Annotated in this window: 21 protein-coding genes; 15 read left to right on the top strand and 6 right to left on the bottom strand. The window is 38.6% G+C overall.

The genetic code is table 11. The features are described from left to right. Positions 1–3 precede the first annotated feature (3 nt). The 8 genes from CQA63_RS00285 to CQA63_RS00245 all read left to right on the top strand — a co-directional run bounded on the left by CQA63_RS00285 (position 4) and on the right by CQA63_RS00245 (position 10,669). Positions 4–1,911 carry a TonB-dependent receptor plug domain-containing protein gene (locus tag CQA63_RS00285; protein ID WP_104699413.1) on the top strand — a complete coding sequence of 636 codons (1,908 nt, stop codon included), beginning with the start codon at positions 4–6 and terminating at the stop codon, positions 1,909–1,911. 125 nt (positions 1,912–2,036) lie between these two features. Continuing rightward, positions 2,037–3,065, top strand: a complete 1,029-nt coding sequence (locus tag CQA63_RS00275) for an ABC transporter substrate-binding protein (protein ID WP_104699412.1) — start codon at positions 2,037–2,039, stop codon at positions 3,063–3,065. A 717-nt stretch (positions 3,066–3,782) separates the two neighbouring features. Further along, positions 3,783–4,535: a class I SAM-dependent methyltransferase gene (locus CQA63_RS00270; RefSeq protein WP_104699411.1), complete on the top strand. Its 753-nt coding sequence runs from the start codon at positions 3,783–3,785 to the stop codon at positions 4,533–4,535. Beyond that, entirely contained in the window at positions 4,532–5,524 is a 993-nt protein-coding gene (locus CQA63_RS00265) for a FecCD family ABC transporter permease (RefSeq protein WP_104699410.1), read from the top strand. Before CQA63_RS00270 ends, CQA63_RS00265 begins: the two co-directional genes overlap by 4 nt. Further along, complete coding sequence (locus CQA63_RS00260) at positions 5,517–6,281, top strand: ABC transporter ATP-binding protein (protein ID WP_104699409.1); 765 nt, start codon at positions 5,517–5,519, stop codon at positions 6,279–6,281. The genes CQA63_RS00265 and CQA63_RS00260 overlap by 8 nt, the downstream gene beginning before the upstream one ends. After that, positions 6,278–6,895, top strand: a complete 618-nt coding sequence (locus tag CQA63_RS00255) for an energy transducer TonB (RefSeq protein WP_104699408.1) — start codon at positions 6,278–6,280, stop codon at positions 6,893–6,895. Before CQA63_RS00260 ends, CQA63_RS00255 begins: the two co-directional genes overlap by 4 nt. Positions 6,896–7,118: 223 nt before the next feature. After that, positions 7,119–9,584 (top strand): DNA cytosine methyltransferase, encoded by a 2,466-nt coding sequence (locus tag CQA63_RS00250; protein ID WP_104699407.1) that lies wholly within the window; start codon positions 7,119–7,121, stop codon positions 9,582–9,584. Beyond that, a complete protein-coding gene (locus CQA63_RS00245; RefSeq protein ID WP_104699406.1) occupies positions 9,569–10,669 on the top strand; it encodes a restriction endonuclease in 1,101 nt (366 codons plus the stop codon). Before CQA63_RS00250 ends, CQA63_RS00245 begins: the two co-directional genes overlap by 16 nt. A gap of 237 nt (positions 10,670–10,906) precedes the next feature. Here the strand turns inward: CQA63_RS00245 and CQA63_RS00240 are convergent, their stop codons facing one another. Both CQA63_RS00240 and uvrB read right to left on the bottom strand, forming a co-directional pair. Continuing rightward, positions 10,907–13,093 carry a TonB-dependent receptor domain-containing protein gene (locus tag CQA63_RS00240; RefSeq protein WP_104699405.1) on the bottom strand — a complete coding sequence of 729 codons (2,187 nt, stop codon included), beginning with the start codon at positions 13,091–13,093 and terminating at the stop codon, positions 10,907–10,909. 301 nt (positions 13,094–13,394) lie between these two features. Continuing rightward, positions 13,395–15,371, bottom strand: coding sequence for an excinuclease ABC subunit UvrB (gene uvrB / locus CQA63_RS00235; RefSeq protein WP_104699404.1), 1,977 nt, complete (start codon positions 15,369–15,371; stop codon positions 13,395–13,397). A gap of 76 nt (positions 15,372–15,447) precedes the next feature. Here uvrB and CQA63_RS00230 point away from each other — a divergent pair, with 76 nt between their 5' ends. The 7 genes from CQA63_RS00230 to acpS are packed head-to-tail and all read left to right on the top strand — an operon-like array spanning position 15,448 to position 19,833. Further along, positions 15,448–15,678 (top strand): hypothetical protein, encoded by a 231-nt coding sequence (locus CQA63_RS00230; protein ID WP_104699403.1) that lies wholly within the window; start codon positions 15,448–15,450, stop codon positions 15,676–15,678. After that, positions 15,668–15,925 carry a hypothetical protein gene (locus tag CQA63_RS00225; protein ID WP_104699402.1) on the top strand — a complete coding sequence of 86 codons (258 nt, stop codon included), beginning with the start codon at positions 15,668–15,670 and terminating at the stop codon, positions 15,923–15,925. The genes CQA63_RS00230 and CQA63_RS00225 overlap by 11 nt, the downstream gene beginning before the upstream one ends. A gap of 7 nt (positions 15,926–15,932) precedes the next feature. Next, on the top strand, positions 15,933–17,822 hold the full coding sequence (locus CQA63_RS00220; protein ID WP_104699401.1) for a primosomal protein N': 1,890 nt from the start codon (positions 15,933–15,935) through the stop codon (positions 17,820–17,822). A gap of 29 nt (positions 17,823–17,851) precedes the next feature. Beyond that, positions 17,852–18,259 carry a hypothetical protein gene (locus CQA63_RS00215; RefSeq protein ID WP_104699400.1) on the top strand — a complete coding sequence of 136 codons (408 nt, stop codon included), beginning with the start codon at positions 17,852–17,854 and terminating at the stop codon, positions 18,257–18,259. Further along, positions 18,259–18,843, top strand: coding sequence for a 16S rRNA (guanine(966)-N(2))-methyltransferase RsmD (gene rsmD / locus CQA63_RS00210; protein ID WP_104699399.1), 585 nt, complete (start codon positions 18,259–18,261; stop codon positions 18,841–18,843). The genes CQA63_RS00215 and rsmD overlap by 1 nt, the downstream gene beginning before the upstream one ends. A gap of 2 nt (positions 18,844–18,845) precedes the next feature. Then, the gene (fliL, locus tag CQA63_RS00205) at positions 18,846–19,433 is read left to right on the top strand and encodes a flagellar basal body-associated protein FliL (RefSeq protein WP_104699398.1); all 588 of its coding nucleotides are present in this window, start codon (positions 18,846–18,848) and stop codon (positions 19,431–19,433) included. A gap of 1 nt (position 19,434) precedes the next feature. After that, the gene (acpS, locus tag CQA63_RS00200) at positions 19,435–19,833 is read left to right on the top strand and encodes a holo-ACP synthase (RefSeq protein WP_104699397.1); all 399 of its coding nucleotides are present in this window, start codon (positions 19,435–19,437) and stop codon (positions 19,831–19,833) included. 369 nt (positions 19,834–20,202) lie between these two features. Here acpS and CQA63_RS00195 read toward each other — a convergent pair whose 3' ends face one another. The 4 genes from CQA63_RS00195 to CQA63_RS00180 form a co-directional block, all read right to left on the bottom strand. Continuing rightward, the gene (locus CQA63_RS00195) at positions 20,203–20,742 is read right to left on the bottom strand and encodes an HdeD family acid-resistance protein (RefSeq protein WP_104699396.1); all 540 of its coding nucleotides are present in this window, start codon (positions 20,740–20,742) and stop codon (positions 20,203–20,205) included. Positions 20,743–21,638: 896 nt separating this feature from the next. Continuing rightward, on the bottom strand, positions 21,639–22,256 hold the full coding sequence (locus CQA63_RS00190; RefSeq protein ID WP_104699395.1) for an RICIN domain-containing protein: 618 nt from the start codon (positions 22,254–22,256) through the stop codon (positions 21,639–21,641). A 14-nt stretch (positions 22,257–22,270) separates the two neighbouring features. After that, positions 22,271–23,068, bottom strand: coding sequence for a cytolethal distending toxin subunit B family protein (locus CQA63_RS00185; protein ID WP_104699394.1), 798 nt, complete (start codon positions 23,066–23,068; stop codon positions 22,271–22,273). Between the two features lie 15 nt (positions 23,069–23,083). After that, positions 23,084–23,884 (bottom strand): toxin, encoded by an 801-nt coding sequence (locus CQA63_RS00180; protein ID WP_411710116.1) that lies wholly within the window; start codon positions 23,882–23,884, stop codon positions 23,084–23,086. Positions 23,885–23,909: the final 25 nt, after the last annotated feature.

Here is a 23,909-nt window from a genome sequence, read left to right as displayed (position 1 = left end):
AAGATGAAGGGAAGTGCGAAGTTTGTCGGGGTTTATACCTCAATGTTTATTTTTGCGGCATTAGGGGCTTTGGCTGATGAAGTGTATGACTTAGGGCGCATAGAGGTGTATTCACAAACAAGAAGTGAGACAAATAGCACTTTAGAAGTATTAAGCGCTAGAGATATTAATAATAGTGCTTCAAATGATGTAGCTCAAGCTTTGCGCTTTACTCCCGGGGTGTTCTACCAACCAGCGGCAAACCAAAGAGGCGAGCCCACACTTGCCATACGCGGATATAGCACGACACATATTGGGCTATTTATTGATGGAATCCCCGTGCATAGTGTTTATGATAGGCAGAGTGATTGGAGCGCATTTAACACATTTGGTATTTCTGAAATTCATATCTCTAAAGGCTACACAAGCCCTATTTATGGTATGAATACCCTAGGTGGAGCGGTCAATGTAGTAACCTCTAAGCCTAAAGATAAGTTAGAGCTTTATGCAAAATATGGCTTTGTAAGCAATAATGAAAATCAAGGCGCACTTTTAGTAGGCAGCAATTTAGGCAAGGTGTATTATCAACTTAGCTATTCATATATTAATAGAGATTCGCTTCCCTTATCTTCACATTTTACCCCTACAGCTTACCAAAATAAGGGAGATAAGATAAATTCATATTATAAAAATCACACCTTGAGAGCAAAACTGGGCTTTGAGCCAAATGAGAATCACGAGTATTCTCTAAATTTCATCTATCAAAAGGGCGAAAAAGGCGGTATGACAAATGCCAACACAGGAGGGAATTATTGGGAATGGCCCCATTATGACAAAATCACTGCTTATCTCTTAGGACGTTCCAATTTCACTGATAGCTTCTCACTTGAAAGTAGGGTGTATTATGATGGATTCTATAATGAGCTGAAAGCTTTAGGGCGCTTGCAGAGCTTAGCTCAAGGTGGAGGTATCCAAAATGCTGGCTTTAGGGGCATTAGTATTTATGATGATTATGCTTTGGGAGGGATTTTCACTTTCGGGTATGACTTTAGCGCAGATTCAAGCTTGAAGTTTGGGCTTAATCTCAAAAATGACAATATCAATCATACAGATAAGCCCCTCCCGGGCGCCACAGGCACAAATGATAATGCTACAATCAAAGACTTTAGTACTTCAATTTTTGCTGAATATGCCCAAAGGCTCAATAGTGCTTTACGTTTTGTGATAAATGGAAGCTATGATAGGAATGACTTTATAAGCGCAAAGATCGATAAAGATACGAGTTTAAAACATTTGCAAGGTTGGACATTGCAGGGTATTTTTTATGCACAGGCAAATGATTATCTCACTTTGTATGGTAATGTAGGCAAAAAAAGCAAACTCCCCACACTTAAAGATAGATATAGCTCTACTTTTGGCACACGCGCACCAAACCCCGACATATCTCCAGAATCTGCCTTAAATTACGAGCTAGGCTTAGAGTTTGAATATAAGCTAAGTAAGCTAAGTTTTGCGCTCTTTTATAATGATATGAATAATATGATTATTTCTGTGAGTGATTTAAGCAATGCGTGTGCTAATGGGGCTAATTGTGTGCGTTTAGAAAATGCCAAAGAGGGCTATGCCTATGGGGGTGAGATTGCCTTAAAGCAAGGATTCTTAGAAGATAAAATCACTTTTAATATAAATTACTCTTATATAGAGAAAAAGGCTACCAACACCGCTGGCTCTAGCTATGGCGTAGATGGCAGCAGGATTTTGGATTATCCTAATCATATTGTTAATGCGAGCCTTATTCTCTCTCCACTCAAGCAGCTTGATTTACTCGCATTCACTTCTTATCAAAGCAAGCAATGGTATGTTCTCAATAATACATACGGGCAAAATAGAGATATTTTTCTCCTTGATGTGAAACAAACTACCGCCCTATAGAATCTGTAGAATTTTCTTTGGGGGCTTATAATTTGCTTGATAGGAATTATTTTTATTCATCGGGTTATTATATGGCAGGGCGAAGAGTGCTAGCGAGTGTGGAGTATAGATTCTAAAGGAGCAATATGCGTATTTTCTTTCTATGTGCTTTTATACTTTGTGCTAGCGCTTGGGGCGATACTACTCAAAGCAAACAGAGCGCGTGTGGGCTTAAAGTCTTTGGTGCTTCCCCAGCGCTTAATGTATTACTAGAGATTCTCTACCCAGAGGGTATGATAGGGCTTAGTTATAAGCCCTATCCTGAAGATATAGCCTTTATGCCAGAACGTATTGTCAATTTGCCGGTTTTGGGGATTTCTACGAAAGGGACTTTAAACTTTGAGCAAATTGCTAAGCTAAAGCCTGATGTCATATTTTTTGATGAGGGCACACTTGATTCTCTTTTAGAGCCTTATAGGAAAATAGGCATTCATACTATCAAACTGCCTAGCTTTACCTATGGGGACTATACTAAGGCTATAGATATAATGAGCAAAGCCCTAAGCGTGAATGAATCTTGTAAAAATCTCATAGAGCCTAGAAGTGAAAGTTTGCTTAAATTTGTGCATGAAAGTAATGCCTTGCTTAAAGATGTATCATACGCTTTAAGCTCACAAGAAGAGCAAGCAAAGCAGAGTTTGCGCCCTAGGGTGTATTTTGCACTAGGTTTTGATGGGCTTAGAACGCAATGTGGAGATGTGGGGGATTTAGCTTATCAAATTGGCGGAGTAAATGCTATATCTTGTGAGCTTTTAGGGAATGCCAATATGCAATCAAACATTAACTTTGAACTTTTGGCAAAGGTCAATCCTCAAGTGATTTTTGTGCGTGAGATTAGCTTTTTCAAAGAGCTTGTACAATCTCCCAGCCCCAAGTGGCAAGCCCTTCAAGCATTACAGCATAAAAGAGTGTATTATGCCCCATCAACCCCGAGTAATTGGCTTATCAATCCCCCAAGCATTTTGCGCTCTATTGGCTTAGTGTGGGCATTTGCTAAGACCCAGCCACATCTTATAAGCGAAGAAGTGGCTAAAGAGAGGGCGCAAAGCTTTTATAGGAGGTTTTTGAGGGAGTTGAGTGAGGAGGATTATTTGAGGGTGCAGGGGTTGTTGTAGTGCTTAACCCCGCATTGTCTTTGCCGCGCTTTTAAGAGATTCTGCGGGCTTAGTTTCGGTCATTTATGTTTAATAAACTCCCTCACTTCGCCCTTGAAAACTCTTAAAATCATCGGCAAATGCTTCGCGGTGTGTTGTTTCTTTGGAGCCTTAAAACATACCGCCCTTCATTATGGAGATTAGCTAAATTTTAGGGGGTATCGCAGGTTATATACCTAGCTCACCCCTAAAATTTAGCTAAAGCACCAGAAGCAAGCACACTTTTTTAATGCTTTGAGATGGGCGGAGCTAACTTTGAGAAGAGGCAATCATAGAGCCTCCTTTAGGAGGCGAAGAATCTCTCTTATATACTAACGACTATCCCTTAGAATCACTAAAAAGCACGACTAGTGATTCTTGCAGAGATGTTTCGGGCTTACGCCCTCAACATGACAAACTAACTACCTTGCGTAGGAGAAACCCAAACCACCCAGAGAGTAAAAGTTAGTATAGAGTGTCTCCAGCACAGGCACTTTGAGGCGACAATTTAAAGCCCTTAAAAAACGACTTGATAAACGCACAAAGTGCGGTTATAAGTCAATCTTTAGGCGGTTTGTGTGAATTGATTTCACACAAACCAAGACATCAAATCAATAGAGCGCCCCCCGCAGGGCTTTAGGCGCGAAGCGGGATTTACTCCCGCGAGCAAGACATCAAATCAATGAAAAAGGAGCATAAATGCAAAAACAACTATGGGACAAAAAGGCACAAACTTTCCCTCGATTTGTCAAAGATAGCAAGGATACACTTGAGATTCTGGCATTTTTTAGAGCACAAGGGGTGGATTTTAGAGATAAAAATGTGCTTGATATTGGCGCGGGGAATGGGCGCTTTGCCCTGCAGCTTGCCTTTGAAGCAAGCCATCTGTATGCAAGTGATATTTCAGATTCTATGCTTAGGCATTTAGCAAATGACGCGAAAGATTTGGGATTAGCAAATATCACTACAATCCTTAGTCCATGGGAGGAGTGCGATATAAGCAAGTTGAGGCTTGATATTGCCTTTGCTGCGATGACTCCTGCCCTTAATAATTTTGCTAGTTTTAAAAAAGCTTTGTGTGCTAGCAAAGAGGGTTTGTGCTATGTGGGTTGGGGGAGAGTGAGGCAAAGTGCATTTTTAGATGAGATTTTTGCTCAGCATAATATGCGCGTAGAATTACCCACCGGTTTGCCTCAAGTGCTACAATGGTTAAGCGAGCTTAAGATGGAGATTCCAACATATTGCTATAAAGAGGCGAGCTACACTTATAGTGCGAATTCAGATAAGGCAATAGAAGATATTACATGGCATATTCATATACACGGAGGTAGCCCAGATGAAGAAAAAATCCGCCAATTTGTCGCAAGCAAGCAGCAAAATGGGCTTATAAGCTATTTGTGCGAGCGCGAAATAGGGCTATGCTTTATCCCTGCAAACAAGGACATAGTATGAGAAAGCCCCTTTTGTTGCTTGTATGCTTTGTGCTTCTTGTGGTGTGCCTTTGCTTAGCTTTAGGCATAGGCAAGTATGATATTGCATATACCGATATGATTACTTTATTAAGAGATTATTTTAGCCTAGAGCCTAGTATAGATGCTATTATCTTTGTAGAAGAGCGATTAAAGCGCATTGTGGCAGCTATATGCGTGGGTGGGGCATTGGCATTAAGTGGAGGACTATATCAGGGCATAATAGGCAATCCTTTGGTGTCTCCTAGCATACTTGGCGTGCTTAATGGCGCGAGCTTTGGCGCGGCTTTGGGTATGGTGCTAGGCTTTGGAATTATAGGGATTGAGGGGCTATGCTTTATCTTTGGCATTATAGCTATGGGTGTTTCTTTATGTCTTGCTTATGCCTTTGATAGGGCTTTGGGTATTTTAATGCTCATTCTTGGAGGTATGATAAGCTCTGCATTCTTTGGTGCATTAATGAGTGCTTTAAAGCTACTAGCTGACCCTTATAACACTCTGCCAAATATTGTTTTTTGGCTTATGGGGTCTTTGGCTTCTGTGCAGGCTATCCCATTAGGCTTGCTTGGTGCTATCTTTCTAGGCTCTCTTATACTTAGCATATTACTTGCCTCATATATTGATATACTCAACCTTGATGAAGAGAGTGCGCAATCTTTGGGGGTGAATGTCAAAATTGCGCGTTTATTTTTTGTGATTTTGGCTACATTGCTAGCGAGTGCTTCTGTGGCTGTGGGGGGTCTAATTGGCTGGGTGGGGCTTGTAGTGCCTCATATTGCACGCTTTTTAATAGGGGCAAATCATCGCTTTATGCTGCCTTTTTGCGCGCTTTTTGGCGGAGTATTTTTGCTTCTTTGTGATAGTATCGCTAGAAGTGCCTTTGATGTGGAGATTCCATTAGGCATAGTGAGTGCGCTTATAGGCATTCCTATATTTGCAGCGCTTTTATTAAGGAGAGTAAGGCATGGCTAAATGTGTTTTAAGCTGCAAGGACATTACTTTAGACTTCCCTAAGCCTCCGCTGAAACCTTTGCTTAATACAATAAGCTTTGCATTAGAAGAGGGCGAGATTGCTTGCGTGCTTGGACCAAATGGCAGTGGCAAAAGCACATTGCTAAAGATGATTTTAGGGCATTTTCCATATAAAGGCGAGCTTTGCTTAAATGGTATCAATGCAAGAGAGCTAAGCATACGACAAAGGGCGAAAATATGCGGCTATGTAGCACAAAACTATCATATAAACTTCCCTTATAGTGTGCTTGAGGTTGTGCTTATGGGGCGGTTTGCCCATACGAAGCTGTTTTACTCTAAAAGTGATAAACAAAAGGCACAAGAAGCCTTGAGTTTGCTCGGCATAGAGCATTTAGCCCTTAAGCCCTATCCCTTGCTTTCTGGCGGGCAAAAGCAAATGTGCTTAATCGCACGAAGTTTAGCCCAAGATAGTCAAATACTCTTACTTGATGAAATGACAAGTGCGCTTGATATATCTCATGCTTTTAGTTTGCTACGCGTGATACAAAAGCTCAAAAAAAGCATTATTTTCACTTCTCATCACCCTGAGCAGTGCTTTATAGCCAACAAAGTCGCTATGCTCAAAGATACGAAACTTCTATGCTATGGCACACCTAAGGAGATATTAAGAGAAGAGTATATCAAAGCCCTTTATGGCATAGACACACAAAGGGTGGAATTACCCAATGGAGGAGTGTATTTTTGCCCAAAGGTATGAAGTTTTCTTTAATCGCAGGATTTTGTATAGCCTTTGTGCTTTATATGCTAGCTATTTTAGGCTATGTATTATTAGATATAAAGCATATAAAAGTGGGTGAGTATGACTTCACTCCCCTATCTTTAGGGCATTTTCAAGATGTATCACAAGATTTAAAGCAAGACTTAGGAGATGAGCATTTGCTTCAATCACCCAAAAAGGCACAACTTTCAAAACAGCACTACAAAAGTCCCCCTTTGCGCTCATCTCATAGCCCAAAAGCAAGTCCAAGCGAGCCAAACTCTAATCCAAATCCAAGTAATTCGAAACTAAGTAATCCAAGTTTGCCACAAGCCCAAAGTGTGGATTCATACACCAAGCATGTATATGAGATAATTGCTAAACATTATGCCCGCTCATCTCTTAGGAGCGCAAATACTCAAGGCGAAGTGAGTTTAAACTTTCGCATTAGCTTAGAAGGCAGGATAGAAGATATACAAATCATTAAAAGTAGTCATCATAGCAAGATTGATAAGGCAGTCTTAAACGTTTTAAAGGGCATTCAAAAGGATTTAAAAAAGCCCAGCAAGCCCTATAGTATGAGCATAACATTAGCGTATGGTAAAAAGCCCTAGCATAATTTATATTTTAACTCTCAAATGCGGGTGGGTAAGGTAATGTAATTTCATCTAAGCAACCCAGAAAATCCAACAGAGATTTTTCTATCAAAGTGGTTTTGGACTTTAAACAAGTAAAGGGAAAGACAAAAAACAAATCTTAGAATTAGAGCGATTGCCTTAATGATTTAGAATCATTTTTTGTATAAAATGTATGAAAACATAAAAAAGGTTTTATGTAATGTTGCCAAATAAGACTTTGACTTATATATCCTTGTTTTCTTCTGCTGGGGTTGGTTGCTATGGGTTTAAACAAGCTGGGTTTGAATGTATTGCTACCAATGAAGTTATAGAAAGAAGATTGAATATTCAAAAAATCAATCGCAAATGTAAATATCAAAATGGATATATACTTGGCGATATAAGAGAGAAAGATACAAAAAAGCAAATTTTGCAACAAATGGATTTTTATAAAAGTTTAGGCAATGATAGGGTCGATGTTTTAATTGCCACTCCACCTTGTCAAGGAATGAGCGTTGCAAACCACAAGAAAACAAAAAATGAAATCAATCGCAATTCTTTAGTTGTTGAGAGCATTGATCTTATAAGTGCGATAAACCCAAGATTTTTTATTTTGGAAAATGTCGCTAGTTTTTATAAGACAGGTTGCATAGATCAAAGTGGCAATATTGTTAGCATAGGGGCGATGATTAATGTAGCTTTGGCTAAGAAGTATGCTATTTATAACGAGCTACTTAATTTCAAAAATTATGGAGCAAATTCAAGTAGAAGTAGAACCTTAGTTATTGGAGTCTGTCGGGAATTTCAGAATTTTATTACACCCTTAGAGCTTTTTCCTGATTTTCAAGTAGAAAAAAAATTAGAAGAAGTCATAGGACATTTAAAATCATTAGAATGGGGAGAATATGATAAAAATGATTTTTATCATAGCTTTAGGACTTATCCAAAACATATGCGTGAATGGATAAAGGATTTAAAAGAGGGGCAAAGTGCCTTTGAAAACAAAGAGAATTCAAAAAGACCACACAAGATTATAGATGGAAAAATTGTCATTAATGTTTCCAAAAATGCAGATAAATACAAAAGGCAGAAATGGAGTTGTGTTGCACCTTGCATTCATACAAGAAACGATCAGATGGCTTCACAGAATACTATTCACCCAAGTGATGATAGAGTTTTTTCTATACGAGAATTGATGCTTGTGATGAATATTCCACAAGACTTTAAGTGGCTTCCTTTAAAGTTAGAAGATCTAAATGCATTGAATATTGAGCAAAAACAAAAGTTGTCTAAACAAAATGAAATAAATATAAGGCAAAGCATAGGTGAGGCAGTACCGACTATTATTTTTGTTCAAATTGCCCAGAAAATAAAACAATTTATGGCTTTAAAGCATTTTAGCAACAAAGAAATCATAGAAATGATTAAAACATATCATTTACGAAATTTTGAAAACTTAAAAGAATTTGTAAGTAGCAATCGATTGCAAGTTTCGCAGGCAAGCTTATTGTATATGGCTGAAATGGCAAATACCAAAAGAATGCAAAACGCTACATATTTTACAAATAAATTTATTTTAAATCAAATAGCTCAGGCACTGCCAGATTTTAATAAGGATTCTATAAGTATCATTGAGCCAAGTGCGGGCTGTGGAAATTTTTTACCTATACTTTTTAAAAAATATGCTCATATAAAAAGGGTAAATTTAAAGCTTATTGATATTGACTTCCAGAGTTTGCAAATTTTAAAAATTCTTTATAAAGAACAAATACCAAAAAACTTTACCCTTGAATTTATCTGCGATGATTTTTTAAATTATGAGGATAAGAATATTGATTTAATTGTTGGAAATCCACCATTTACAAAAATGGGAAAAAACGAAAGCCTAGCCAAACTTTTCTTAGAAAAATCCATAGGAATGGCAAATTTTGTTTCATTGATTATGCCTAAAAATTTGCTAAATACCAAAGAATATAAAGCTACAAGAGCAATATTAGAAAAGAAAGGAATAAGCTCTATAATAGACTTTGGAGAGTTGGGCTTTAATGGAGTGTTGATAGAGACCATTAATATTACAACAGGAAAGACAAGAGAAGTAGAAGTGAAATCTTTGCCTTTGAATCTCGTATTAAAGCAAAAAAGTTCATATATTTTTGATAAAGCTTTGCCATATTGGGTAATTTTTAGAGATGATTTTTTTGATTATGTGTTTGAGCGTTTGGAATGTGGAATTTTTGATGCTTTTAGGGATAGGCAACTTACAAATTCAAATACAAGTGTGATAAAAAATGATGTTAGGATTCTCAAATCTAGAAATATTGGAAAAAATGGAAACATTGTAGATATAAAAGATTATGATAGTTATATATCAAAAAATGATTTGCATAAATTCAAGGTTTTTGAATTTTTGGATAGAGATGACGTTTATCTCACTCCCAATATGACCTATAATCCTCGTTTGATAAAGAAGCAAAAAGGCTTTATTGTCAATGGTTCGGTGGCAATACTGATTCCCAAAACAAAAATAGAGCTTAGTCAAGAGCAACAAGATTATATTGCAAGTGATGAATTTAGATCCTTTTACAAAATCGCACGAAACTATCAAACTCGCACATTAAATATCGATAGCACGAGTTGTTTTTGGTTTGGCATTCAAAAAAGAGGCAAAATATGCAAGAAATCATAAATGAGTTTTTTGATAGCCATAATTATGATGTTAGAATAAGTCAAAATGCAAGATGGATAGACCAAAAATGCACTTGTGATGTCTTATCCATTATTGCTGATTGTATTTTGGAGCATACAAATTATGATGTAAATGTGGAATTTTCAATTAAGGATATTTGGGAAAGCAAATATGCTAAGCAAAATGTTGTATCTATCTTTTCTAAACCTCACACAGATTCTCAATTGGCAAAAAATGAGTATGATAAATTTTTTTCTCAGCCCATCAATCTTTTTGCATATAGTAGGATTTTAGAATTTTTAGGGAAAAGGCGTACAAATAATATTTTTAAAATCAACAATTTAGAAATTTTAGAATTTATTGCCACAAGAGATACAAATGCCTTAAAATTTTTGATTTTATATATTAAAAAAGTTTTGCAGGATAGTGATTTACTTTATTTGTTTGATGATTTTTTGCAGTGTCAAGATAAGGACACTTTCAAAAATCTCAAAGATGCTTTTATTGAATTTACAATTTCAAATACTCCAATTAATCAAAGTATAGAATGTGGTAGAATCTTTACAAAAATCCTTAACCCACTTGCTTTTAATTCACATAAAAAAGGGACGATAAGAGGGTGTTTGTCAAAAACAAGTATTACGCTTGATGAGCTTAAATATAATAGAATAAATTGGCGTGATAAATTAAGTGGAAAGGATAAGCACAATCAAGGACTATCAGAGGTTAAGCAGGCAAACGAAGTAGTTTTAGCTACGCAGATTCATCACATATTTCCAGCAGCAGACTTTCCGAGCATTAGTGATTATATAGAAAATCTTATTGCATTAACTCCAAATCAACATTTTTCTTATGCTCACCCAGACAATCAGACATCTTATATAAATAAAGATTTTCAGTATGTTTGCTTACTTGCTAAGGCAAGTACAATAATGAATGATTTAACGCAAACTTATGATTTTAATGCCTTTAAGTTTGTTTTAAACACGGGATTAAACACAGATGAATTTCAAATGATTTGCGATTTTTCTTCTTTAATCACAAAACTTGATTGTTTCTACTCTGATTTTAGTGGGCATTTCTAAACTGCTATGAGGCTAGAAGTGCAACAATAAAGGTGTATCAGTACGCTTGCATATATAAGCACATTTCTTTTATATAAAAAGAATCTAAAAGAACTTCTAGTAATTTGGATGGAGATTCTTCGGGGAGGCAAGCTCCCCTCTAGATATGACAATAGGGGTAAAATTTCTAGTCATTCTAAATAAGCAAAGTCCTTAAAAGCGCATAAAAGCTATATGGCTTCTATATGCTTTAATATCTTAAAAATCAAGTGAGATTTGTGCCCAATATCTCCTGCCTTCTTGTATGACAGGACCATACCAATTGACATTTCCACTCGAATTATTATAAGAGTAGCTTCTAAAGTCTGCAAAGTTTGTATCAAGTAAGTTATATACCCCTCCATGTAAGCGGATATTTTGCGTGAGTTTGTAAGAAAGCCCAAGATTCAAAAGCAGAGATGGTTTATAGTAAATCCCCCCAAACAAATTATATAGAGCTTGGGCTTGTGCGGTATTGCCTATTGCACTTGTATTGACTATACCTTGCTTGTATTGGGCTTGTAAATATGTGCCAAAGTCTTTGTAGTTATAGCCAAGCTTGCCTATGACTTGATGTTTTGCTGTGGTGGATAGCGGATTGCCCTTATTGGTGCCAGAAGTGATTTCAGAGTTTATAAAAGTATAGCTTGTATCAAAGCTAAAACCCCATATATCCCTTAGTCCAAAGGTTGCTTCTATACCTTGAGAAAAGGCACTATCGGCATTATAGGCAAGCCTGCAGCTATTATTACTCCCTCCATATGTCGCACAAGTAGCACTATAATTGGCTTGAGTTGAGGTTTTGGTAACACTCATAGATTCTATTTTATCTTTAAATTGTGAGTGAAAAAGCATAAGTGAAGAGGTAATATGCTCTTTTTCTAAGATAGCTCCAAATTCATAGCTTATAGAGCTTTCAGCCTTAAGGTCTGGATTACCCAAAAATGCGAGTGTCCCTTGACTTCCATAGCCATAAACCGCATCGATAAGCTGATTGGCATATGGGGCTTTGTAGCCTGTAGCTACTCCGCCCTTAAGCGCAAAGCCATCGATTATTTCATATACAAGATACGCCCTTGGGCTAAGATTTGAGCCGAATTTATCATTATAGTTATATCTTGTGCCAAGTGTGAAAGTTAAGTTATCTATGATATTCCACTCATCTTCGGCAAAGAGCGCAAAAGTATTGCGATTATGATTTGCTGGAGTGGCTGCTAAGTCGTGGTAATTCTCATAGCGATATTCTAAGCCAAGATTGAGATTGTTGTGTTCGCCTAAATACACAAGCAAACGAGAATCTACAATCACATCATTTGAGGTAATGTCGCGATTTTTGCCTAAATTTGGAGAGCTTGTATTGCCCGCGACGAGCCTACCTGTATTTTCTGTTTTAATATATTGCACAGAGCTTTTCCAAGTTCCAAAGCTATAATCCCCTCTATGAGAGAGCGCACCCATAAGCTTGTTTATGCCAACCCAAGGCGTATAGCCTCCTCTGCCTTGTTGATTTACATAGAGTGTGCCAATTTGTCCTATTTGATTATCATAAGTGGATTGTGTGTAATCAATATCCGCATAAAGCAAATGTTTTTCATTGGGCAAAAAGCTTAGTCTTCCTCCAAGATTATAGGCGACATATTGAGAGCCAAAAAAGCTATTGACAGCCTCTCCTTTATCATTTCTAGGTTGGGCACTTGCCTCGCGCGTGATTTGTCGCCCTCTTATGAGTAGTCCTATATTATCTTTTAATGGTCCGCTTATATAGAGTGAGTTTTGATAACTATTTCCAAAAGTGGAAGATTCCGGAGAGATAAATTGGGATTGCATACTCCCGGTCCATTCTCTTGTTATGGGCTTTGTGATGATATTTACCACTCCCCCTAAAGCGTCGCTTCCATAGAGTGTGCTCATAGGACCTCGTATGACTTCTATACGTTCAATGGCACTTAGTGGTGGTAAGAATGAATTATATACGCCCACGCCGAGATTTGCTGTAGCGACATCACCGCTGGGGTTTTGCCTCAAGCCATCTATGAGGAATAATGTATAGCCTGCAGGCATACCGCGTATAGATATGGCACTTTGTCCTAGTTTATTACTTGTACCCTCTAAACTCACGCCCGGAACTTCTTTGAGGGCTTCACCTAAGTCACGATAGGGCTTAGATTCTAATTCTTCTTTGGTTATAATGCTTACAGACGCAGGAGCATCAACTACATTTTTTTCACTTCCTGAGGCGGCACTCACAACTGATTTTTGTAGTTTCACCTCACGTGAGCCAAGTTGTGGAGAGTTGGTATTTAAAGATTGTGAATCTCGGGTATCAAGTGGAGTTTGAGCAAGGAGATGAGAGCTAAAAATAGCAACTATCCCCCCCCCCGTTAAAAAATTGGTCATTATTTTCATAACGCGATCCTTTAAAGTGTGAAATATTTGTGAAGTGTGAATTTTAATGGAGCGAAACTTAAAACAAAATTTATTATAAGAATAGTTACTAAATAATAAAATATTTTATCTCTTAATATAGACAAGGTATGAGGGGCTTTAGGTTTGTGAGCTGCATATAAAACAAGATTAAATATTAAGGGCAAAGAAAAGGCAAAGCTATGATTGGGAGTGGGTTTATGATGTTTAGCTTAAAGGCTTCAAGCAAAAGTAGGGTTGCAAGTGTGGATAATATGCGTAAGCACAAAAGAGGAGTTTAGATTCACATACTGCGGATTTTAGCTATCTCATCGCGGAGTCTTGCTGCTTCTTCAAACTCTAACGCCTTAGCTGCTTGGTGCATTTTTTGATTTAATTCTTTAATAATAGCCTCTCTCTCGCTTTTTGGTATCTTCTTTTTACCTTTTTCATAGAGTTTGCTTAAAGCACTTGATTCTATCTTTAGCTCTTCTTCTAGGTTTCTTTGCACTGATGTAGGCGTGATATTATGGAGGGCATTAAAGGCTTCTTGCTTAGCTCTACGATAGTCTGTAATCTCAAAGGCTTTTTGCATAGATTGAGTGATACGTTCTGCATAGAGTATCACTTTACCCTCTACATTACGTGCAGCGCGTCCCATAGTTTGGATTAGACTTGTCTCAGAGCGCAAAAACCCTTCTTTATCCGCATCCATAATGGCTATAAGGCTCACCTCTGGCAAATCAAGCCCTTCGCGTAAGAGATTAATCCCAATGAGCACATCAAATTCACCTAAACGAAGAGAGCGGATTAAGTGATTGCGCTCAATGGCATCAATCTCGCTGTGCATATAGCGCACCTTTAGCCCAAGCTCAGCATAATATTTACTGAGCTCTTCTGCCATTTTTTTGGTGAGTGTTGTAATAAGCACGCGCTGGTTTTTTGCCACTCTTTGCTTAATTTCATCATACAAATCTAGCACTTGGTTTGTAGAGAGGCGCACTTCATAAAGCGGGTCAAGTAGTCCTGTAGGGCGGATAATTTGCTCTGCTAGATTCTCTTTACTTAATTCAAGCTCCTTGTTGGCAGGGGTAGCAGAGACAAAGAGATAATGCGGGGCTTTATGGATAAACTCATCAAATCTCAAAGGGCGGTTATCTAGCGCACTAGGCAGGCGAAAGCCATATTCTACAAGCACTTCCTTACGACTTCTATCCCCCGCATACATACCGCCAAATTGCGGGAGGCTCACATGGGATTCATCAATGATAATCAAATAGGGCTTTTTCTTTTGCTCAAAGTAATCTAAAAGTGAGTAGGGCGTTTCCCCCGGGGCTTTACCCGTGAGATGTCTTGCATAGTTTTCAATCCCCTTACAAATACCAGATTCTCTTATCATCTCCAAATCAAACTCTGTGCGTCCTTTAAGTCGTTGGTATTCTACTTGTTTATCCGCCCTCTGAAACTCCTCTAAACGCATTTGCAATTCAGATTCTATATTATAAAGGGCTTCTTGTAATCTCTGCGCGCTTACGATGAATTGGTTTGCAGAGTAGAGTACATATGAGGGAAGATAGGTGAGATTCACTCTATTAAGTGCGTCAAACACGCCAATTTGCTCAATCTCATCGCCAAAAAACTCAATACGGATAAACTCACTCTCATTATACGCGGGGAAAATATCCACCACTTCTCCATTCACGCGGAAGTTCCCCCGCTCAAATATGCTGTCATTGCGTGTATAGCCCATATCTACGAGTTTTAAAAGTAATGCCTTTTGATTATAAGTCATACCAATTTCTAGCTTTTCTATCATGGTGAGATATTCTGCAGGGTTTCCTAAGCCATAATTTGCCGATACACTTGCTACGACTATGACATCATCATAGGCTAAAAGTGAAGTCGTGGCAGAGAGACGCAAGCGCTCTAAATCTTCATTAATGCTTGAATCTTTTTCGATAAATAAATCTCTACGCGGGATATAGGCTTCAGGTTGGTAATAATCAAAATGTGAGATGAAATATTCCACATGATTATGAGGGAAAAACCCGCGAAACTCACTATAAAGCTGGGCAGCAAGGGTTTTGTTATGCGTCATAATCAACGTGGGGATATTGAGTTTGGCGATAATATTTGCCATAGTGTAGGTTTTACCACTACCTGTAACGCCTACAAGCGTGCTGTATTGAGCGCCACTAAGGATAAAGTTGGTGATTTTCTCAATAGCTTGAGGTTGGTCGCCTGCTGGAGGATACTTTGCATTTAAGATGAAATCGGGCATTTTAGCGTGCTCCTTGTGGCGATGTTTGTGTTATTTGTGTTAAAATTATACTTTATTTTCACCAAAGGATTGCAAGATGAATAATGTAATGGAGCGGCTTTCTCAAAAAATCGAAGAAATGCTTACAAAAATCTCATATCAAAAAGATGAAATAGAATCCTTGCGAAGTGAAATTGCCACTCTTAAGGCACAAAATGAAGCAAAAGATGTGCAAATCTCTAATCTTTATGAAGAAATTGCCTCAAAAGATAAAGGTTTTGAAAGCTTATTTGCCAGAATTGATGAAGGGCTAAATAATGACAGATGAGAGGCTAGAGATTGCCCTAAATGGAAAACGTTATGTGATTTCTTGCAAAACTTTGCATAATGATGTGAAATCTGAGCTTCAAGCAGTTTTTACCCAAGAGCTTGAGCCATTAGCTTTGCTTAAACTCTATATCGCAAAAGCACAAGAATACGCCCTGATTTGTCAATCACTCGAGCATTTGTATAAAAGCCTTGAGGGACTTGATAGTGCTTTAGGGGATAGCAATGTGCAAATTTCCCCACTTTAGGTTGTGATTGTATTACTATCTCATTGCCCCACTTGCATTAAAAACCCCGCCCCTAGTCTATATGTGCGAGCAAGTATGTGCTATATGGGATATTTGTGATATTACTCTTAAAAATAAGGCGTGTAAGGGCGTTGTTTTAAGCGCTTTGCAAAAGCCTCATTTTGAATGCAAGATGGCATATAAGAGTAGCGATTATTTCCTGCCCTATCAGCAAACCCTTGCTTCATTTATCACACATTATTATTGTGTGAGTTTTGGCGAGAGCTATGGGCTTTTTACCCCCCAGAGTGCAAATATTCCTCCATTAGAGCCTATTTGTGTAGATTTGCCGCTTGCATTGAGTAAGCCCCAAGCAGAGGCATTTGATTTTTGCACTCATCACAACAACGCCCTGCTTTTTGGCGATACAGGCAGCGGTAAGACAGAAATTTATATTCATCTTATTGCTAAAGCCCTCTCTTGCCATCAAAGTGCGCTGTTCCTTATGCCCGAGATAGCCCTCACCCCACAGATAGAATCTCGCCTTAGGGCGGTGTTTGGAGATATGGTAGGTATTTGGCATTCTAAAATCAGCCCCAAGCAAAAACAGCAGCTTTTAAGCAAAATACAAGCAGGAGAGATTCGTATTTTAGCGGGGGCGCGAAGTGCCTTGTTTTTGCCTTTATTCAATCTTGGATTGGTGATTATTGATGAAGAGCATGATGATGCCTATAAATCTCAGCAAGCCCCTCGCTATAATGCCCGCGATCTTGCGCTATATTTAGGGAAGAAAACGCATATCAAGGTGATTTTAGGCTCAGCTACCCCTAGTCTTACCACTTATTATCACGCCAAAGCACAAAATAGCCTCTATCGCCTTAAAGGAGGGTATTTTAGCACTAAAAAGCATATTGAGATTTTGCCTCTACAATCCCAGCAAGATAGCCTAGAAAATGAGCTAAATCACACATTGATGACAAAAATTGCCAACACACTCTCAAACAAGCAGCAAGCTATCGTGTTTCTCCCTACGCGCGCGCATTATAAAATGCTTGTATGCAGTGCGTGCGGGAGTGGCTGTGAGTGCGATTTTTGCTCGGTGAATATGTCTTTACATTTTGATAGAAATGCGCTTGTGTGCCATTATTGCAACTTTTGCAAGCCTATACCCAAGCTCTGCCCCCAATGTCAAAAAGACACTTTGCGCTCTTATCGTATGGGGACAGCACAAGTGGGGGAGATTCTATCAAGCGCCTTTAGCGAAGCCAAAATCGCGCTTTTTGATAGAGATCATATCACTACTTACAAGAAGCTTACAGGCACATTAAAGGCATTTAATGATGGCGATATTGATGTGCTTGTGGGCACGCAGATGTTAAGTAAGGGGCATGATTATCACGGGGTGAATCTTGCCATTATTTTAGGGATTGATTATATTTTAAAAAGTAGCGACTTTCGTGCTAATGAGAGGGCTATAAGCTTATTGCACCAGATTGCGGGGAGGAGTGGGCGTAAATATAATGGTGAAGTGTATATAGAGAGTGCCAATGGCGCATTTTTGGAACGTTTTTTGCAGGATTATGAAGATTTTTTAATCTATGAATTAGCCAATAGACCGAGAATCTACCCTCCATATCAGCGATTAGCTATGCTTACATTTAGCCATAAAAAGGAGCATATAGCTATGGATTATTTGCTGCAAACGCGCGATTTTTTAGCACAACTTCCGCATAAAGATGTGGAGATTATAGGGGAGAGCAGGGCGTTAATTGGACGTCTTTATGATAAATATCGCTTTATGATTTTATTACGCTCACCCTCTGTGAATGCGCTTTTATCTATGCTACAAGCTTTGAGGGCAAATGAGGCATTGCAAGGGAAATATGAAATTGATATAGACCCGCTTAATATTATATAGCTAGGCTATAATATACACAAGGAGAAAGAATGAAAATTGCCATATCTTGCTTATCGCCACTCGTGCAAAGCTCTCTTATGTATTATCTTAAAGATTATTTGGTAGAAGAGGAGGATTGTGAGTTTCTTATCACAGATGATGAGAATAGAGTGAGCCCAAAGCCCTTATGTCTTGTGGTTGAGGGGGAGCATTCACATATTCATAAGCCCTTTAGTGCGCAGAGTTTGCACGCAGACATAGAGGCTTTTTATAAAAATCTCCCCGAAATTCCCTTATCTTTACCACAAGAGAGTGTGCGAAACTTTGAGCCTCCTATGAGTCCTCCTATTTATCCTAAGAATAAATCTGTATTGATAGAATCTCAAATAAGAGCCCTCTGTGATAGCTATGCTAAAGAGCTTGCTGATAAGCTTATAGCTTTATTGAAGAATCCATAATGCCAAACTTTGCTATACAAAGTGGTGTGCTTAAGGGGCTAAAGCTTGTATTTAATCCTGCAGAAGGCACAAGACCCACAAAATCTATAGTAAGAGAATCATTTTTTAATACCATAGGAGGGGAGATTGTGGGGAGTGTGTTTATTGAAGCATTTGCTGGGTGCGGTTCAATGGGCTTAGAGGCACTCTCTCGCGGGGCAAGCGAAGCGGTATTTTATGAGATAGATAAGGGCGCATATAGCATTTTAGAGAAGAATCTCTCCCTTGCAAAAAGGCGCATTCCCACATTGGATATTTCTCACTTTCATACTGATTTTTTTGCGCAGGATTTAAAGCCTTATATGTCTCTGTCCATCCAAGTGATTTTGTACCTTGACCCGCCTTTTTGCATAAGGGAGGGCAAGGCAGATATTTATCAAAAGCTTCTTGCAAAGATACATAATCTTGGGCGATGTGCTATAGGTTTAATTGTTTTTGAACATTGGAGTGAGTATAATATGCCCCACATTATTGGAGTTTATGAAAGGCTCAAAGTGCGTCAGTTTGGCAAAAGTGCGCTGACTTATTTTAGACTAAAGGATTGAAAATGGCAGAAGAGGAAAAAGCAGCCCAAGAAAAGGGCGGAGAGAAAAAAAATAAAGCAATTTTATTTGTTGTTATTGGCATTTTAGTGGTGCTTTTGCTCTTAATAGGTATTGTGGTGATTATGATGCTAAGCGGTGGGCATAGTGAAAATGAGGATAAGCATGAAGCTCCTCAAGTCCAAACACAAGCTACGCAAACCCAGCAAGCCGCTAAAATCATCGTGGGTAATACCATTTCTGTACGTAGCACGGATAAGTTTGCCCCCGGGTTGATATACCCGCTAGAGGGTCCCATTGCTTTTACTGTGAATCTGATGACTCAAACAGGGAAGAGGTATTTAAAGACAAGTATGCAATTTGAGCTTGATAAAGATGAATCAAAGGCAAATGCGACAAAAGCAGAACTTGATAAAAAAATGCCTATGCTTAAGGATACAATCATTGAGATACTTTCTTCGAAATCTCTTGAAGATGTGGCGACCACTAAGGGCAAAAATCGCGTAAAAGATGAGATTGTTAAACGTATCAATGAGTTTTTGATTGATGGGCAAGTGAGTGATGTGTTTTTTGTTGAATTTGTAGTGAGTTAGATTGATAGGTATTGATATTATTAGCATTAAGCGCATACAAGCTTTTGTGGAGAAGTTTGGCTTATTGGGTTTGAGACGTTTCTTGCGTGATGATGAGATTGCATTATGTTTGAAGCAGCCTTGCAATCTTAGCGATAAGTCCTTTAATATAGCATATCTTAATATAGCGCGCATAGCGGGCTTTTGGGCGGCAAAGGAGGCATGCGCTAAAGCCTTAGGAGTAGGCATAGGAGGGGAACTAGGGTTTTTAGATATACATATTAGTAAAGATGTAAGAAATGCCCCCCATATTACACTTACAGATGAGAAAATGGCTTATTTTGGCTTGTCTGCCATTGGGCTTAGTATTAGCCATGATAGTGGCTTTGCGGTAGCAGCAGTGCTTTGCAGGGCTTTTTAGTTTTTTAAGAATTTGGGGAATCTATGAAGTGCAAGATATTTCTAAAAGAATCACTCAAAAGTGCGACTAGTGATTCTTTTAGAAAGTCTCTAGCAGCTAAGGGAGATTCTTTGGCTTTTGCAAAGCCTAAGACATGACAAACTTACCACGCGAGCGAGAAACCCAAACCACTTAAAGGGCAAAAAGTTAGTATAGAGCGCCCCCCGCTAGGCACACTTTAAAAAAGGGCGTTTCATAATCAAACCCTTAGAAAACGACTTGATAGATAAGTGTAAGCGCAAGCTTTAGTCAATCTTTGAGGGCGGTTTGTGTGAATTGATTTCACACAAACTAAGACATCAAATCAATACAGGCAGCAAGCAGTATTATTTATTGCTTATGGTAAAGATCGCGCACTCCAGCCCATACACAAAGCGAAGTGATACCAAACATAAGCATCATAAATGCGAGTATAAAGCCAATGCTCAAGCCGCCAATCTCAGGATAGACTACAAAAATCACAGCAAGAATGATGCTTAAGATTGAGCTAATGCATACTAGTGCCCAGCTTTGCTTGCTTTGCTTTAACTCAAGGGCATAGCAAAAGCCTAAAATACCTTTAAACATAGCCATAAAAGCAGCAAAGAAAACTACACTTATACTTGTGAGAAGAATGCCTTGCATAAAGAAAATCACGGCAAATAGCACACTCAAAAGCGCATCGATAAGAAGCATATTGGTGTATTTTCCTTCTTTTTTGCGCAATACAAAATAATATATCACATTCGCCACCGCCCCAACAAGCAAAAACCATGGCAAAAAGAGCACCAAAGAAGCAAAAACCCCTACAGGATTGAGTAGTCCTAAAATCCCTGTGATAATCATTAATAGCGCAAAAGCAATCCACACAATATTTGAGAGAATTTTCATATATATTCCTTTTAAAGAAAGTGCAAATGTGAAAATTGTAAAGAAAAATGGTTAATTTGCACATTTTTATGGCTTGATAGAGGATAGAATGCTAAAAGTTCCTTTTGTTATTTAGCTTTTTTATTTTTAAATACGCATTGAAAACAAAATTCCCACCTTTCATTTCCATTTTTGCCTTTTTCCCTAAAGCTCATATCCTTATATCTCGCACCAAAGCTTGAAAAACCTTGCGCTAACTTACTCTTAAATGTGCTCATTGCATATACTACAAAATCTCCAACTTTTGTATTTGGGTCAAATTCTAAATTTTTGATGATAAAAACCCACTCCCATTCAATCCCCTAACTATTATGGGTGAATATTTTATAACGGCTGGATTCTTGCTAAAAAGTCTTTCTATATATGATTTGAGTCTTGCACGTCTTGCTCTAAGCTAAATGCTACCTTTACATACTCTTTATCCTCATTTTCGCCCTTGTGAGCAATTCTTAGATGCTTCCAACTCTTTATTATTATTTATGTATTCATTCATTAATAGCCTCATTCAAGGAAATTTGAATGATATTGTTTTATTGCTTCATCAAGCGGGGATGGCGTGGGTCATTTGTTGGCTTTAGATTCTTAAAAGTCTCTTGTTTGGGCTTGCAAGCTTAAAGAATCTTTGCCTGAGTCACTTAGTCGCCAACAGAGATTTTTGGTCGCTAGCCTCCCGCAAGACATCACAAGAGGGGTAGAGTCGATAGTGGTTCCCGCAGAGCTGCGCAAGTAAAGCATATGAGCCTCATTATTTTATAAAACTTTGCACATTCAAGCCCCTCCCCTTATAGAAAAAGAAAGAAGAGAATCACAAACAACCCACAAACAATTCTTCGGGCTTTGCCCGCTAGAATATAAAATCACCCGCCTAATGGTCTTGCTTTTATTAACGCAGGTGTAAAGAAAAATAACTCGCTTGTATCAATAAAAAAGTCAAAATCAAGCGAGCAAGGCACTATGCCAAAACGTTTTTCAATAGGCACATTGGGGTTTTCAAAAGTGCTAAGGCATTCAGTGGAGTCAAGCACAAGCGAGCGAATCTGCACCGCCCCGCTCTCTGTAGGTATGATAGAAAACACCGTTTCTAATCTCTCGCTTGCTATATCATCCTTACAAGATTTAATCTTCAAAAATCCGCTCTCATCAATGGCTAAACAGCCATCCTTTTTTGTAGGGCTCACAAACTGCACATAGCCAAAATCCCAACTCTTGCGCAATTTATCTCGCTTGATACGCAAGTCATCACTTAAGAAAAATTCCTTTAAAATCCAATTTTGCTCCATAAAATTACCACTTCTTAGCACATTAATAGCAATCCCATTACGCACACTGCGAATCTGAAAAAGATTTGTAATATCTTCAAAATCATCTTTTCTAGGGGCGCTAAGACTTTGCTTTTTAGCAGCAAAAAGCGGCGTAGATGCGCAAAGACACAACATACACACAAGAGATATAGAGTGAATAATATGTTTTTTCATACTTACTCCTTTGCCTAAAATCGTCTAAAATTAACGGGGAAATGGTCTGAAACAAGCTGTGTTCTAAAATTTGCAAGCATTAAAATCGCTGCTAAAGCCGTTGTAGGGAGTGCCCCGCTAGAATTCCCCACTAAAGCATAATCAAGCGTGCCGCCACTTCTTTGTGTGGGGGCATTTGGCGCGACAAATGTAGTGCGTACGCGAGTTTCCAAACGCAAGTCAAGACGTAAAGAATCAGGAGAGCGATTAAAGTCTCCAGCAATAACCCAGTTAATTTCTGGACGAGAAGTGAAATGTGAAAACACGGCATTGACAATAGCAGGTGCGTCTGTGCCGCCATTAGCTAGAGCGTGGATTGAGAAAAACACATCATTGCCAATGCGTATGCCAACAATAGGGCGAGAAACCACCGTTGGTGGGGGTAAAATAATAATCTCATCTGCCCTCATACGTGAGACAATGGCAAGATTCACACGATTAGCCCCTGCATCAACAGGCGCATAATATACAAATACATTATCAGGGCGGGATCTTGTGCCTAAATCCCACATATATTCCTCCACAGCAATTTCAGTACTTAAGCGCACAATTCTCCCTGTGGGATTAGCACTACTAGGGAGCGAACCTGCCTCTTGAATGGCAAGTATATCAACGGCATTATCGCCTGTTACAAGCTGACGCACGCTGACACTCCACTTGCTTTCTGTATTTGCTGATGAGCCCTGCAAATTCCAAGTGGCAATCTTAAAATCATCAATATTGCCAAAAAGACAAGAGACACAAAAGCAACATAAACATAACAATTTCTTCATATATACTCCTTGTGGTTATGGTTTTTTATAAAGTGGGCGCACTAAAAATGGCGGAGCGACTACATACCATTGCTGGTCTAAATTTGCCCCAGCAGCACAGGAGCTAAGAAATATGCTACTCACCTTATGGAAATCACCAAAAACATTGCCTATAGGGGTTTGAAGACATTTATTCATACCCACATTTTTAAGCATAAATGCCTCATTTGTCATAGGAATAAGCTTGAAACGTTGGTATTTATTTTTCTCATTACATGCAGAGTGGATAACGCCATTTTTATAGGCATTTACGCAAGTGCCTGTTTTGCCATTTTCAATAAGCACTTCATCATTAGGGAAGAAGTGGAAACGCCATACTCGAGCCCCACCAAAACCTGCGCTATCAATGAGTGTATAGCCCCAGAGCCAATTTCCTTGAGCTAATGCCCACACGGTGAGTGCCGCCCCACCAGGGGATAAAAGGGAGACCCAATCGCTTATAGGCACATTTGGTGCTTGGGCTAAAAGGAGCTTATCTTGTGTTTTAAGCTTTGCTATATCGAGCTCTAAGGTCTCTCTATCAAGCTTTGGACGTGCCCGAGTAGTGAAATTTTTGTTTTCTTCATTAGGGAAGTAGATTTTCCCCACAAGCAGTTTAGGGAAAGGCTGCTTAGCAGGAATAGTTGGCTTTGAGCCAATTTTAAGCGGGTCTGCGTCATTAGGCTTACCTATCATACCCGCAAGGGGATTAACATCTTTAGAACCACAGGCACTAAAGAATGCTACACATATCAAGCAGAAAATACATTGTAAAGCTTTACTCACCTCTTTCATCATACAACCTTTGCAATAAAATAATTCC

The organism is Helicobacter marmotae, assembly GCF_003364255.1.
GTDB lineage: Bacteria > Campylobacterota > Campylobacteria > Campylobacterales > Helicobacteraceae > Helicobacter_C > Helicobacter_C marmotae.
The sequence above is the reverse complement of the archived record's forward strand: the minus strand, read 5'-3'. Positions and strand labels throughout refer to the sequence as shown.